Origin of the sequence: Nocardia sp. CC213A (genome assembly GCF_030766805.1) — a bacterium.
Taxonomy (GTDB): Bacteria; Actinomycetota; Actinomycetes; order Mycobacteriales; family Mycobacteriaceae; genus Nocardia; species Nocardia otitidiscaviarum.
In genome coordinates this window covers 433437-448344 of record NZ_JASFXA010000004.1, presented here as the reverse complement: position 1 = coordinate 448344, position 14908 = coordinate 433437, and the positions used below count along the sequence as shown (strand labels likewise).

Sequence of the window (14908 nt, the reverse complement as noted above, 5' to 3'; positions counted from 1 at the left end):
ACCCTATCGGGGTGGGCCGAACGGTGATCTCGCAGGTGGGGGCGGGTGTGGACGGCGTCACGCGGAACCCGCGCGGCCGGCGCGCTCAGAAGCCGCGCAGTCGGTCGGGTCGTATCCGCACGACGACCGAGTACGAGGAGTAGAACTGCTCGTCGGTCATCTTGATATCCACCATGCCCCGGGTGTACTTGCGCGTGTACTGCACGATCTCGGGCGGTGTCGCGCCCTCGGGATCGATCCGCGCGTCACCGGTGACGATGACGATGTCACCGCCGCTCTCGGCGCTGTTGAGGTGCAGCGAAACCCGCGGATTGCGGGCGATATTGCGCAACTTGGCCTGATCGGGCTGACTGAAGACGAGGAATTCGGTGCCGTCCCACAGGAACCACACCGGATTGGGCTGTGGCGTGCCGGACGATCCGACCGTGGTCAGCCAGGCCACGGTGTCCTTCCGGAACCGCTCGGTGACGTGCTTGCCGAACTCGGTGCCCGGGTCTACGACGGGCTCATGCGAGGAACGGGCGTCGGTCGTGGTCATGCCACCGTCAACGCCCGTCCGTGCGAGGGGATTCCGGTGTTCAGGATTTCGGTTCGAGGGTGCGGTTCAGGACGGAGTCGCGCGGATTCATCGGTCTGGGCAAGCGGGAGTCCGGTAGATAAGGTAAGCCTATGCAAATATTGGGGCGGGATCGCGAGACGGCGGGCTGACGCCGAACAGGAGGGCAGGAGAACCGGTGGACACACTTCTGGTGGTCGGTGCGGGGCCGAAGGCCATGGCGGTGGCGGCGAAATCGCACGTGCTGCGGCGGCTCGGCCTGCCCGCGCCGCGGGTGATAGTGGTGGAAGCCCATGCGGTGGGCGGAAACTGGCTGCCCAGCGGCGGGTGGACCGACGGTCAGCACCGCCTGGGCACCAGCCCGGAGAAGGATGTCGGCTTCCCCTACCACTCCACCTGGGCACGCGGTCACAATCAGGCGATCGACGAGGGCATGACCGCCTTCAGCTGGACCGCGTTCCTGATCGAGCACGGCACCTACGCCGAGTGGATCGACCGCGGTCGCCCCAGCCCGCAGCACCATGTCTGGGCCAAATACCTCCAGTGGGTGGGCCGCAAGACCGATATGGAACTGGTGCTCGGCACCGTGCGCACCATTGCCGCCGCCGATGACGGCTGGCTGGTGACGGTGGCCGACGCCGCGGGCGAGACCTGCGAAATCGATTGCGACGCGGTCATGATCACCGGTCCCGGACGCAGCGACCGGGCGCTGGCCGACCATCCGAAGGTGTTGAGCATCGCCGAGTTCTGGGATCTGGCCGGCAAGCGCCGCCTGCCGCCCTCCTCGCGGGTGGCGGTGATCGGCGGCGGCGAGACTGCGGGGTCCGCGCTCGACGAGCTGGTGCGGCACGAGATGCTGTCCATCTCGGTGATCACCCCGAAGGCCACCATCTACACCCGGGGCGAGGGCTATTTCGAGAATTCGCTCTTCAGCGACCCCGTCCGATGGAGTTCGCTGGGCATGGCCGAGCGGCGCGACGTGATCCGCCGGACCGATCGCGGCGTGTTCTCGGTGCGGGTGCAGGAAACGCTGTTGGGGGACAATCGCGTTCATCATCTTCAGGGCCGCGTGGTGCGCACCGTCGATCAGGGCGACGGCGTCGCGGTGACGCTGCGCAACGAGCTGCGACCGGATCAGGTGCACGCCTACGACCTGGTGGTGGACGCCACCGGCGGCGATCCGCTGTGGTACCTGGAGTTGCTCGACGCGGGCGCGACGGATCTGCTCGAACTGGCGGTGGGCGGGCCGATCACGCAGGAGCGGGTGGAGGCGGCCATCGGCTACGACCTGGCGGTCGCCGATCTCGACAACAAGCTCTATCTGCCGAATATGGCGGCGCTGGCGCAGGGCCCCGGATTCCCGAATCTCAGCTGCCTGGGCGAACTTTCGGACCGGGTGCTGCGGACGGATCAGGGCCGTCGCCGGAATTCGGTCCGCGCCGGGGCCGCCGTCGTCGGGTAGCCGCGCCGCCGTGTGGCACGCTGCTGGCCGCTCGGGCCGGTATTCCCGGCGGAACCGCCGGCCCGGAGCGATCGGGTTCCGGGCCGCTGCTGCAACGCGAAACGCCTCGTCCGCCACTCGTGCGGCGGTGGCCGAGGCGCGATCGGATTCAGCGCAGGGTCGGCACGTCCCCGCCGGCCCGCGGCAGGGTGTACAGCGAGATACGGCGATCGGGGCGAATATCGAAGTCGCCCAGGTGTATCCAGCCGTTCTTCGTCAGCGCCCTGCGCATGGGCGCGTTCCGGTGGTCGGGGTCGCACATCATCCGGCGGCACTCGGGTTCGGCGGCGAAGACCCTGGTCGCGAGCTCCCGCATCCAGGCCGACATCACCCCGCGTCCGATGAGTTTCGTCTCGGCGGTGGCGATGTGGAAGCCCATATCGCGCGGGTCGGCGGCGTACAGGGTGCCGATCTCGTCCTTGGCGGGCCGGTACAGCTCGACGTAGGCGACCTCTTGGCGGCCCAGTTCGGGCAGGTCGGCCGCGGTGAAGTCGTAGCCGAGAATGCATGGCCGGGAGAAGGTTCCGGCCAACTGGGCGGCGCAGTCGTCGCGGCGCTGGGCCGAGGGCCAGTCCTGTTCCCAGGTCTCGACCAGGTGCGGCCGGTGCATCCATTCGGTGATGAGTTCCGGGTCGGCCCCGTCGGCATCGACGATCCGCAGGTCGAAGGGATGGTCGAAGTCGGGAACGACGGGTGCGGGCGCGGTGCGGACGTTCTCGGGAATGTCGGTCAGCTCGCGCTTGAGCACGTACGTCCGGTTCATAGGGGTGGAGCTCCGTTCGGTCGTTACCTCGATCACTCGGTTGGTAAGGATAGCCTATGCTAATTCGCATGTCGGTTACCGCCAGCCCCGCCCCGGACCGCCACCCGCTGTCGGTAGGCCAGCGGCGCATGTGGTTCCTCCAGACCCGCGATCCCGAGGACACCACGCTGAACATCTGCGTGGCCTACCGCCTGTCGGGTGCGCTGGACGTCGCACGGCTGCGCGCCGCCGTCGACACGGTCGCCGCCCGCCACGACGTGCTGCGCACCACCTACGGGGTGGATGCCGAAGGGGAACCGTATCAGGTTCGCTCCGAGGGGATTTCGGTTCCGTGGCAGACACACGACGTGAGCGGACTGCCCCCGGCGGACCGGACCCGCCGGGTGGCGGTGCTGGCGCGCCGCGAATTCGCGCGCTGCTTCGACCTGGCCGCGGAACCCCCGCTGCGCCCGACCCTGGTGCGCACGGCCGCCACGGAACACGTGCTACTACTGGCGGTGCACCGCATCTGCTGGGACGACGACTCCTGGCCGGTGTTCTTCGCCGAGGTCGACGCCGCCTACAACGGCCACGAGATGGCGGCCCTGCCAGCGCGATTCATCGATATCGAGGGCACCCTCGCCGCCCGAGCCGAAGTCAACGCCGCCGAAATCAATGCGGCGGTTGATCGCTCCGCCACCGGCACCGCCGACACCGCCGCCTTCGACACCGCTGCCGTCGTCAACGTCGCCGCTCCCGCTGCCGCTGGTCTTGCCCGCGTTACCGATGTTGCCCCTCCCGCTGCTGCTGGTGCCGCCCGCGGTGCTGCTGGTGCCGCTCCCGCTGCTGGTGCCGCTCCCGGTGTAGACGACACCGCCCGCGCTGCCCATGACACCGCCCGTGCTGCCGATAGCGCCGCCCGCGCAGCCGACGACACCGACGATGCGGCCGCTATCGCCTACTGGCGGTCCGTGCTGCGTCCGCTGCCCGATCCGCTGCTGCTGCCCGGCTCCGCCGTGATGAACCCGTCCAAGCGGGCCGACCGCGCCACCATCGCGCTACCCCGTGACCTGCTCGACCGGGTCGACTCCTACGCGCGTGACCACGCCGCCACACCGTTCGCGGTGCTGCTGGCCGTGTATGCCGCGTTGGTCGAGCGTTACACCGCCGCAGGCGATTTCCTCGTCTCCATCCCGGTCACCAACCGGCGCTCGGCCGCCGCCCGTCGGTTGATCGGCTACTTCGGCAATACGCTGCTGCTCCGCCTGACCCCGCATTCGGCCGCCACCTTCGGCGGGCTCGTCGCCGCTACCGAGCGACACTGCCGGGAGGCCCTCGCACATCGCGGTGTCGGCATCGATCGCATTGTGCGCGAAGCCAATCCGGAGCGGGTGGCCGGACGCGACGGCATGGACCAGCTGGTGCGGCTCGGCTTCAGTACCCGGGAGAGCACCCACGGGTTCACGCTCGATGGTGTCACCTCCACCCGCCTCGACGAACTCGGTGCGCCCACGGCGCAGGTGCCGCTGGCGCTGGCCGTGGTCACCGACGGTGCGGGGGATGCGCTGGTGGAGGCCGAATACCAGGTGGACGTGCTGACCCGCCCCATGGTGGAGTCCATGCTCGAGCACTATGTGCGGCTGCTGGACAGCGCGCTGGCCGCACCGCACCGCCGCATCGGCGATCTGGACATGCTCGGCGCACGCGACCGCGACGCCGTCCTCGCCGCCTCGCGCGGTGCGGTCGCGGATATCGCGCCCACCACCATGGTGGCCCTGTTCGAGCGCAGTGTCGCCGCCGCGCCGCACACCCTGGCGCTGGTCTCCGATACCGCCGAACTCACCTACGCCGCACTCGACCGCCGGGTGAACAGGTTGGCGCACTGGCTGATTCGCCGGGGTGTCGGCGCCGAGGACCTGGTCGGCCTGCGCCTGGGGGCCTCGATCGAATTCCTGGTGGCCGTCTACGCCGTATTGAAGGCCGGTGCCGCGTACCTGCCCATCGATCCGGCCGACCCCGCCGACCGCGTCGACTACCTGATCGAGGATGCGGGCCCGTGCCTGGTGCTGGGCCGCGCGGAGCTGGAACTCGCGGAGGAGCTGGCCGCCGCGCTGCCGGAGTCCGCGCCCACCGATGCCGATCGGGTGCGGCCGCTACGTCCGGCCAATCTGGCCTATGCCATCTACACCTCGGGGTCGACCGGCAGGCCCAAGGGTGTTCCGGTCGCGCACGCGGCCATCGCCGAGCATGTGCTGAGTTTCATCGCCGACTGGGGGATGACCTCCGACGACCGATTGCTGCAATCGTCGTCGGTCGGCTTCGATGCCTCGCTGCTCGACATCTTCGTCACGCTAGCCCTCGGCGCTCGGTTGGTGGTGCCGAAACCCGGTGCGTTCCAAGACATGCGCTATGTCGCGGAGCTGATCGCCGAGCGGGGCGTCACGGTGCTGCACATGGTGCCGTCCCTGCTGAGCACCTTCCTGCAACTGCCCGAGATCAGCGCATGGCGGGCGCTGCGCCGGGTGCCGGTCGGCGGTGAGCCGCTGCCCGGCGAGGTGGCCGACCGGTTCGCCGGTGTCTTCGACGCCGAATTGCGCAATCACTACGGGCCGACCGAGGCGGTCGTCTGCGCCACCCATATGCCGGTGGACGGACCGATGGGCCCCGGTATCGTGCCCATCGGCATCCCCAATCGGAATGTGCACGCCTACGTGCTGGACGCGGCGCTGCACCTGGTGCCCGCCGGTGTGGTGGGTGAGCTGTATCTGGGCGGTGCGCAGCTGGCCCGCGGCTATCTCGGCCGTCCGGGTTCGACCGCCGCGAGTTTCGTGGCCGACCCGTTCACGCCCGGAGCCCGGCTGTACCGCAGCGGGGATCTGGTGCGCCGCAACGAGTTCGGCGAGCTGGAGTTCGTCGGCCGGGCCGACGAGCAGGTGAAGGTGCGCGGCTACCGCATCGAACTCGGTGAAGTGGAGGCCGCGCTGTCCGCGCACGCCGCGGTGGCCCGCTGTGTCGTGCTGGTCGCCGACGATCCGGCCACCGGCCCGATGCTCGCCGCGTACCTGGTGCCGGCACCCGACCGGACCGTCGATATCGAGCGGGTCCGCGCGCATGCCGCCGCGGTGCTCCCGGACTACATGGTGCCGCGCGCCTTCGCGGTGGTCGACGAGATCCCCCGGACGGCCAGCGGCAAACTCGACAAGCGCGCCCTGCCCGCGCCGCACGGTGTCGTGCGTCGCCGTCGGCACCGCGAGCCCGCCACCGACGCCGAACGTCGCATGTGCGCGCTGTTCGCCCGCCTGTTCGCGCGCGATCGGGTCGGCGCCGACGACTCCTTCTTCGACCTGGGCGGCCACTCCCTGCTCGTCACCCGCCTGGCCGCCCGGATCCGCGCCGAATTCGGGGTGGAGCTGCCGGTGCGCACCATTGTGGACATGCCCACGGTCGCCGAACTCGCGGCGGCGGTGGTGGACCGGACGGCGTCGGCCCGTCCCCAGGAGCCGCCGAACCGGGCCGCCACGATCGCCCCCGCGTGATACCGCGCCGACGCCAGGCCGCGAGTCCCGGAATCGAGACGTGCGACCGCTCGGCTCGGGTGACAGCCGCGGTCAGTGCGTGACCAGCCGCCAGTCCTCGGGCAGGTTGGAGGCGGTGACGCGGTCGCCCTCCACGGTGAGGTCGATCACCGTGCCGCCCAGCCGCAGATCGGTGAGTTCGACGCTGCCCCAGCGGGCGGGCAGGTGCGGCAGCACCGTGAGGGTGCGCCGCGGGACATCGGGCTCCAGCCCCAGGAACGAGCGCACCAGCAGCAGCGGCGCCGCGCTCGCCCACGCCTGGGGTGAGCAGGAGGTGGGGTAGGGGACGGGTGCGGCGAACCGCGAACGCGGGAAACCGCAATACAGTTCGGGCAGTCGCCCACCGAATGCCCCGGCCGCGGCGAGCAGGCCCTCCGCCAGTTCGGTGGCCAGTTCGATGGCCCCGGGCAGATGCCGGTACCGCAGCAGACCGGCGACGGCGATGGCGGTGTCGTGCGGCCAGACCGAGCCGTTGTGATAGCTCATCGGGTTGTACGCGCCCATATCGGAGGCCAGGGTGCGCAGCCCGAAGCCGGTGCTCATCTCCGGGCTCGCCAAGCGCTCGATCACCTGCGCGGCGTGCTCGTCGGAGGCGATGCCCGACCACAGGCAGTGGCCGATATTGCTGGTGAGCGCGTCCAGGCGGCGTTTGTTACGGTCCAGAGCGACCGCGAACCAGCCTCTTTCGGGCAGCCAGAAGGCTTCGGCGAATTTGGTGCGCAGTTCGGCGGCCCGGTCGCGTAGATGTCCTGCGGTGGTCGCGTCGCCGAACTCGTCGGCCAGTTCGGCCCGTGCCAGCAGCGCGGCATAGGCGTAGCCCTGTACCTCGCACAGTGCGATCGGCGGTTCGGGCACATGTCCGGTCGCGTCGTTGATGCCGTCGAAACTGTCCTTCCAGCCCTGGTTGAACAGGCCCCGGTCGGTGGCGCGGCGGTATTCCACGAAACCGTCCCCGTCGCGGTCGCCGTAGTCGGTGATCCAGGTGAGCGCGGCGTCGGCGGCGGGCAGCAGCGCCCGCACCGATTCGGTATCCGCGCCCCAGCGCCGCGCCTGCGCCAGCAGCATGACGAACAGCGGCGTGGCGTCCACGGTTCCGTAGTACGTCTCGCCGCCCAGCACCGCACCGCTGGCCGGACCGCGCCGCATCTCGTGCATGATGCGCCCGGGTTCCTCCTCGGTCAGTGGATTCACCCGCTTCCCCTGCATCTCCGCGAGCTGCTGCATGGTGCCCAGCGCCAAATTCACGTCCAGGGGCAGCGCCATCCACGCGGTGAGCAGGCTGTCGCGGCCGAAAAGGGTCATGAACCAGGGCGCACCGGCCGCCACGAACGGTCGGCCGCCGCGCATATCGTCGTGGATCTGCAACGCCCCCAGATCACTCTCGGTGCGTTCCAGCACCCAGGCCAGTTGCGGATCGGCGGCGGTGATCGTGGTGGCGGTATCCCGCCAGGCCGCGATCTTGCGGCTCGGCTCGCTGAATTCGTAATGCGCCCCGGGATGCGGCGAGGAATGGATGGGCTGGCTGCCGATGGTCGGCTGGGCCAGGATCTCGGTCCGCCACGTGCTTCCGGCGGGCACCACCACCCGCCAGGACAGCGAACCGGGCAGTACCGCCGGGGTTTCCGACGAGGTCACCACCACGCCGCGCGCGCGGTCCGAGCGGTCGTTGAGCAGCAGTTCGACATCGGCCACCAGTACCTCGGCCCGGCTGTGGCCGGTGCGGCCCTCCTTGACCGCGAACAGGTCCACGAAGTCGGCGTCCACATGCAGTTGCAGATCGACGGCGGTGGTTTCGCGTCCCAGGTTCTCCACGGTGATGGTCTCGTGCAGCGCCTCGGCCAGCAGTCGCTCCCGCACGATGAGCACCGTGCTGTCGGCCGCGCCGGCCCGGGGCGGCCGGCGCAGTATGAATCGGGCGGTGAACGCCTCCGGGCTCAGCACCGACAGCGGTTCGGCCCGCTGCCCGTCCACGCGCAGCTCCCAGCGCGACAGCACCCGGGCGTCCCGATAGAACAGCCCGTGCGGGGTGTCCGGCTCGACATCGCCGAGCCGGTCCGAGAGGCAGAAGGTGCTGCCCTCCACCAGGGTGACGGTGCCACCGCCGCCACCCAGGGTCGACGGCTCGCCGGCATTGAGCGCGGCGGGCGTCTCTCCGATCATGCAGAACCTCCCGTCGGGGCGTCCCTCCCGCTCTCCGGTGCGCTACCGGTCTCGGGGTTCGACGCGGAACCTGTTGCCTTGTCGACTCTCTTCACGCCGCGGCCACGCTTGGCGGCGGACCGCGCCACGGCGCGCCGTGTCCGCGTGCGCTCGCCCCCGGACGTTCCCGGGTGTGCGGCCGTTCCCGCCGTCCGCTCCACGGCCTCCCCGGAATCGGGGATCGCCGCAATCGAGCCGAGGGCGGGCAACCCGCTCTCGATCACCGTATCCGGGAATGTCGGCGGCCGGGTGTCGTCGAGCGATCCCGACCCGATGCGCGGGGCGCGGGTTCCGCCGATGGTGCCAGACCCCGTGCGCGAGATCTTGTTCGGAACATCGCTCGAGACAACATCATTCGGGTGGCGAGGGCTTGCGACCGGATCGGCGGCGATGGCGGGTCCGCCCGGAGTGCGCGCAGGTCCGTACGGAGTCAAAGCGCCTCCGATCGGAGCTTCAATGCTTCCGAGTGGAATGTAAGGTAGTCCATTCGGAGTGCCTGTCAGGTCCGAATTGCCTGCTGGAACGGGCGCGCTCGCCGGATCGGGTGTTCGGCGGGCCGGATTCGCGCCTGCCACGGACCGCTGCCCGCGTTTCCGTGGCGGCGTGCCTGCCCGTCGTGCCGGTGTCGTTCGTGCCGGAACGGTGGTCGGAGCATGTCCCGGCCCACCGGCTGCCGAGGTACCGGCAGGGGAGGGTGCGCGGCTGGGGGTGGGTCCTGCGGTGCGGGCCGGTGCGGGAGTCGCCCGTCCGGGGCCGGCGCCCGCGGTGCGGGTCGGCGGGGTGGTGGGCGGTTGGTGCACCGTGATGCGGCCGGTCCGCGTCGGACGGGTCGCGACGACCTTGCGATACACCTCCTCGTAGCCGCGTCCGAGGGTGTCGGTCCCGAAGTGCTCGAGCACGTGGTCGCGGCACGCCTGCGGGTCGTAGTCGCGCACCTCCTTGATGGCGGCGGGCAGCTCGTCCGGATCGTCGCAGATGCGTCCGGTGACGCCGTCCACGAGCACCTCGCTCACCGCGCCGCCGCGCAGTGCCACCACCGGTGTTCCGCACGCCATGGCTTCGATCATGACCATGCCGAACGGCTCCTCCCACTGCACCGGGAACAGCAGGCAGCGCGCCCCGGCGAGCAGTTTCTTCTTGGCGGCGGCGTCGGCCATGCCGAAGACGGTGTCCCGCTCGGTGAGCAGCGGGGCCACCTGGTCGTCGAAGTACCGGATCTCCGGCGGTTCCGCGCATTTCCCGGCCAGCACCAGCCGCATATCGCAGGCATGCGCGGCGGCCAGTGCCAGATGCGGGGCCTTCTCCGGGGTGTACCGGCCCAGGAACAGCGCGTAGTCCTCCTTCTCCGGCTGGAAGGGGAAGTCCGCGACGCGCAGCGCGTTGTGCACGCGCCCGACCCAGTTCAGGCCCGGAGCCAGTGCGCGCTGCCGGTCGCTGATGGCCACCAACGCGGCGTCCTCGCCGAGTTCGCTGTAGTACATGTGCGGATCGCCGTCGACGGGTCCGTGCACGGTGACCACCATGGGTAGGCCGAGGGCGCGGTACACGGGTAGGTTGAGCGGCCCGGCGAAGGTGTGATCGTGCACCAGGTCCAGCCCGCGCGTCGCGGTGAGGCGTTCGAGTGCCCGCCGAACCTTCAAGGCGTGCAGCACCTCCGGGAACGGATCGCCGAGCCGGGCGGCCTGGATCTCGTCCCACAGCGGTATGAATTCCGCGGCTCGGGTGCCGTGCACGCCGGCGCCGAGCAGGGTGACCTCGTGTCCGCGCTCGACCAGTGCGTCGACCAGGTCGGCGACCACCGCCTCCACGCCGCCGTACGCCTTGGGCGGCACGTCGAAGTACGGGGGGACGACCATCGCGATGCGGAGGCTCTTGCGCTCGGGCGGTACGAGGGTGTTGGAGGACGCCGGACTCGGCGCCGCGGATGCTGCGGTCATGACCCACCTTCCAGGGACCGATCGGACGGCATCGCGGCTACCCGATGCCGAACAGTGTGGCCGTGCGGGTCGGTGGGCGACCGAACAGTCCTCGATCCCAGGGTTTTTCGGCTCGTCTGCTGTCTCCGGTGCAGCAGAAGAGTGCGAGCCGAGCTATGGGTAGCGCTTCCGCGGGGATGGACATATGTGGCGATCGTCGCGCCGACCGGTGCCATCGCTCATGGCAGCCCGGCGATACGGCGCGCACGATTTCAGCACCGATGGCGAGATCGTCACCGTCATCGCGCGGTGAGACCATAATCTGTGGCACCCCGAAGCGCCTCATTGCGTTCGGCGGCCAGTGACTGAGTTACACGATATAGCCGGAGATCACAGTGAATCGTCGGATCAGTAAATATTGCCGGAGAATTCGTGCGCGGTTTCCCGCCGTGCCGGTCCGCTGACCGGGGGCGAAGCGGTATCAGGCGGCGATTTCGGGGAATATGGTCGCATTGACGCCAAGATTCGAACCGGTCGCTTCGTGTTCGGCGACGATGTCGCCGGTTGCGAATGTCAACCATCCATCCGCGGTCCAGCGACCCGGCATTCCGGCGTGGCACAGGCGCGCACCCGGAACGAACGGATCGGCCACGAACAGTGCGGTGCCGCCGTCGATCTCGGCCACCAGCGCGGCGCCGCCCAGATACACCCGGCCGAATCGGCCCGGTGCCACCGGTCGCAGCTGCGCGTCCAGCACCAGCACGCGCGCACCCGGAATCGGTCGCACCCGGCCGCTGCCGTCCAGCGGTCCGCGCGCCACCACGCCCGCGTATCCGGGTGCGGTGTAGGCGAATCCGGCCACCGAGCCCGGCGCGAGTTCACGCAGCAGGCCGGGAAGGATGGCGGGGCAGTGGATTCCGGTGACATCCCAGCGGCGCACGGTGGGCAGTGCGACGGCGGCCGTATCGGCGAAGCGCGCGAGCACGGCGGCCTCGGCCACCACGTGGGTGGCTCCGGTGTCGGCGATCAGGTCGGCCAGCGCGGCCGGATCGCGCCGTTGCGCCTCGGTGGCCACCACCAGCGTCGCACCGTCGGCAATGGCCGCGAGCAGTTCCACGGCGGTGTCCGCGCAGGCCCAGGCGGTGGCCAGCAGCCGGATATTGGACGTTCCCTGGGCCGGATCCACATGTCCGGCCCGGCAGTCGGTGGTCACGGCGCGGCGATCGTCGACGGCGGCGGCCAGCGCGTCGGCGCGCAGTCCGACGGTCGAGCCGTACACACCGGTCGGCATGGAAAGGGTCAGCGCCGCACCGGACTTCGCGGCCGCGGCGATATCGGCCAGCAGCCGGACCGCACCGTCGACGGATGCCTCGCAGCGCTCGGCGACGGTCGTGTGCGCCATCCGCTCGAACAGCTCCCCGTAGGTCAGGGTCGCCGCCCCGCAGCGCAGTGCCGGGCGAATGGCGGGCACCCGCCGACCGCGCTCGATCAGGGCGCTGACGCCCGGGTAACCCGAAAGCTCGACCCCATTCGCCCACTCGTCGACGAGTCGCTGCCGCTCCACAGCGGCCAGGAGTTCCGGCACAACGCTCTCCATCGCTCGTATCGCCAACGTCAACTATGGCAACCCTAACCTAACAGCATCGCGTCCCGATACCCCGGGCATCACATCTGTGCGCCGATCCACTCCGTCCCCCCGCTCGCGTCCCGTCGCTCCGGCCGCGAACCGCCCACCCGACCGCCCCTTCGGTCGGCCCGGGCGATCCGCTGCTCGTCGCGGAGGTTGCCGCGCCGCTCGTCGGCAGCGAGAGCCATGATCGCGTCGACCGGCCGTTCCCCGATCTCCACGACTCCGGCCCGCGTCTTCGACCTGGGCCGCCACGACATGTGATGACCGCCGTGCGGTAGCCGCTGCGGCTGTCGGTCGGGCCTGAGACCATCTGTTCATGACAGCGACTGGGGATGATGCTCGCGCGGTTGCGCTTTCGCTGCCGGAGGTCCGGGAGGGATTCGAATGGCAGATGCCGACCTTCCGGGTGGCGGGGAAATTGTTCCTCACCCTGCCGGAGGGGGAGACCTCGATGGCGGTGCGGTGCCCGATCCTGGACCGGGACGAATTGGTGGCGGCCGAACCCGGGAAGTTCTGGATCGCGGGGCATGAGGCGAACAATGCCTGGGTGCGGGTGCGGCTGGCCGCCCTCGACGATCCGGCGGAGCTCGAGGCCATCGTGACAGACTCGTGGGCCCAGGCCGCGCCGCGCGCACTGGTGGAACAGCACCCGGACGGGGTCGGCGGGTGACGCCGCCCGGGTGCTCGCGGCTCAGAAGGTGACGCGCTGGTCCTGGGGCAGGAACAGCTTGTCGCTCTCCTGCACGCCGTAGCTGGTGTAGAACTGCTCCAGATTCCGCACCACCTGGTTGGCGCGGAACTCGTTGGGTGCGTGCGTGTCATTGGCCAGCAGGTTCTCGGTGTACTGGCGGGTGGACTTGTCGCGCCAGTTGCGAGCCCAGGATTCGAACAGCGGCTTGTAGTCGGGCGTCTCGATGCCACGCCGCCGCTCGGCGATGGCCAGGGCGGCGATGGACATCTGCAGGCCGCGCACATCGGCCACGTTCTCGCCGAGGGTGAGCTCGCCGTTCACGGTCTGCTCGGGGTCGAGGCCCGCCGGGACCAGCACGTCGTACTGCTCGACGAGCTTCTGGGTCCGCGCCTCGAAGGCGGTGCGATCCTCCGGCGTCCACCAGTCCTTCAGATTGCCGTCGGCGTCGTATTTGGAGCCCTGATCGTCGAAGCCGTGCCCGATCTCGTGGCCGATGACCGCGCCGCCCGCGCCGTAGTTCACCGCCGGTGCCGCGTCCTTGTCGAAGAACGGCGGCTGCAGGAAGGCGGCGGGGAAGACGATCTCATTGGTGACGGGGGAGTAGAAGGCGTTCACGGTCTGCGGCGGGCTGCTCCACTCGCTCTTGTCGACCGGCTTGCCGAGGTAGCCGAACATGCGCTCGACCTCGAAGGCATTGACGGCGCGCAGGGATTCGATCAGCTTGCCCCGGGTGATCTTCAGGTCGGAGTAGTCCTCCCACTTGTCCGGATAGCCGATCTTGGCCCCCATCTTCTCCAGTTTCTCGATGGCGGCATCGCGGGTGGCCGGGGACATCCAGGTGGAGGCGCGGAAGTTGTCGCGGTAGGCGGCCTTGAGATCGTCCACCATCTCCAGGGCGCGATCCTTGGCTTCGGGTGGGAAGTGCTGTGCCACATACAGTTTGCCGAGCGGCTCGCCCAGATTGCTGCTCACCGTGGCCACGGCCGACTTCCAGCGCTCCGGCCGCTCCTCGAGCCCGTTCATCACGGTGCCGAAGAATTCGAAATTGGCGTCGGAGATGGTCTTGGGAAGGAAACGCGCGAACTCGCGCACCAGATAGATCTTGAGATAGTCGCGCCACAGCCCCAGATCGGTGTCGTGCCAGAGATTTCCGGCATGGGTGAGATACGACGGCTGGTGCACGATGATGGTGTCGAACAGGTTCTTCGGCCGGTCGGTCTGCCCGGCGAGCCAGGGATCCCAATCGAATTGCGGAGCGAGCGCGGTCATCTCGTCCCACGACATCTTGTTGTAGGTGGCGTCGGTATCGCGATTGCGCACATTGTCCCAGAAGCCCGCGGCGATCCGGGTCTCCAGATCCAGGACGCGTGTGGCCATTCCGGCCGGATCGTCGAAGCCCGCGCCCTTGGCGATGGATTCCAGGAACGTCTTGTAGGCGGCGAGCTTGTCGGCGTACTCGGGCTTGCGGTAGTACTGCTCGCTCAACCCGAGACCGGATTGGCCGACCGCGGCCACATGCGCGCTGGAATTCTTCCGGTCGATGGTGACGCCCAGCCCGATGATGCCGCCGATCGGCAGCCCGGCCATCACCTTGGCCAGTTCGGTTTTGCCGTCGGCGGCGTCGATGCGCGCGAACAGGTCGGCCAGCGGCGTCATACCGAGGCGTTCGATCTCGTCGATATCCATGCGGGCGTCGTAGAGATCGCGGATCTGCTGCGCCTCGGTGCCGTCCTGCGGTTCGGTGATGCCCTCGATGATGCCGCGCAACTGCTCCTCGACCCGGTCGCCGACCTCGTCGAAGGTGCCGAAGGAGACCTTGTCCGGCGGCAGTTCGTATTCGCGCAGCCAGGTGCCGTTCACATTGCGGTACAGGTCGTCCTGCGGCCGCACGGCCTGATCCGCCCCGGAGAGGTCCGGACCCTTCAGCGGCGTGGTGGTCGATGTGGTCGTCGGCGCGTCGTCGCTGCTGCACGAGGCCAGCCAGGCGGCGGTGGGCACTAATCCGAGCGCCACGAGGAAGGCGCGGCGATCGATACGGACCGGACCGGGCGATGTCACGGGTACCCCTCTCTGAGCGTGCGGTGATGCCGCACCGTGG

Annotated in this window: 8 protein-coding genes and 1 pseudogene; 3 read left to right on the top strand and 6 right to left on the bottom strand. The window is 69.6% G+C overall.

Going from position 1 to position 14908, the window contains the following annotated elements:
• Positions 1–85: 85 nt before the first annotated feature.
• Positions 86–538, bottom strand: a complete 453-nt coding sequence (locus QJS31_RS10430) for a TIGR03667 family PPOX class F420-dependent oxidoreductase (protein WP_282779744.1) — start codon at positions 536–538, stop codon at positions 86–88.
• Between the two features lie 196 nt (positions 539–734).
• Between QJS31_RS10430 and QJS31_RS10425 the strand changes: the two genes are divergently transcribed.
• Entirely contained in the window at positions 735–2018 is a 1284-nt protein-coding gene (locus QJS31_RS10425; RefSeq protein ID WP_306356538.1) for a SidA/IucD/PvdA family monooxygenase, read from the top strand.
• A 148-nt stretch (positions 2019–2166) separates the two neighbouring features.
• Here the strand turns inward: QJS31_RS10425 and QJS31_RS10420 are convergent, their stop codons facing one another.
• The gene (locus QJS31_RS10420) at positions 2167–2820 is read right to left on the bottom strand and encodes a GNAT family N-acetyltransferase (protein WP_282779742.1); all 654 of its coding nucleotides are present in this window, start codon (positions 2818–2820) and stop codon (positions 2167–2169) included.
• 68 nt (positions 2821–2888) lie between these two features.
• Between QJS31_RS10420 and QJS31_RS10415 the strand changes: the two genes are divergently transcribed.
• Positions 2889–6335, top strand: a complete 3447-nt coding sequence (locus QJS31_RS10415; RefSeq protein WP_372341756.1) for an amino acid adenylation domain-containing protein — start codon at positions 2889–2891, stop codon at positions 6333–6335.
• A gap of 72 nt (positions 6336–6407) precedes the next feature.
• Here QJS31_RS10415 and QJS31_RS10410 read toward each other — a convergent pair whose 3' ends face one another.
• The 3 genes and pseudogenes from QJS31_RS10410 to QJS31_RS10400 all read right to left on the bottom strand — a co-directional run bounded on the left by QJS31_RS10410 (position 6408) and on the right by QJS31_RS10400 (position 12074).
• Positions 6408–8534 (bottom strand): glycogen debranching N-terminal domain-containing protein, encoded by a 2127-nt coding sequence (locus QJS31_RS10410; RefSeq protein ID WP_282779740.1) that lies wholly within the window; start codon positions 8532–8534, stop codon positions 6408–6410.
• 851 nt (positions 8535–9385) lie between these two features.
• A pseudogene (locus tag QJS31_RS10405) lies at positions 9386–10429 on the bottom strand (glycosyltransferase family 4 protein); the annotation flags it as partial.
• A 541-nt stretch (positions 10430–10970) separates the two neighbouring features.
• A complete protein-coding gene (locus tag QJS31_RS10400) occupies positions 10971–12074 on the bottom strand; it encodes an AMP-binding protein (protein ID WP_306356537.1) in 1104 nt (367 codons plus the stop codon).
• Between the two features lie 361 nt (positions 12075–12435).
• Between QJS31_RS10400 and QJS31_RS10395 the strand changes: the two genes are divergently transcribed.
• Positions 12436–12789, top strand: a complete 354-nt coding sequence (locus QJS31_RS10395) for an MmcQ/YjbR family DNA-binding protein (RefSeq protein WP_282779738.1) — start codon at positions 12436–12438, stop codon at positions 12787–12789.
• Positions 12790–12810: 21 nt separating this feature from the next.
• On the opposite strand, the gene QJS31_RS10390 is transcribed toward QJS31_RS10395, so the two are convergent.
• Entirely contained in the window at positions 12811–14868 is a 2058-nt protein-coding gene (locus QJS31_RS10390; RefSeq protein ID WP_282779737.1) for a M13 family metallopeptidase, read from the bottom strand.
• Between the last annotated feature and the right edge of the window lie 40 nt (positions 14869–14908).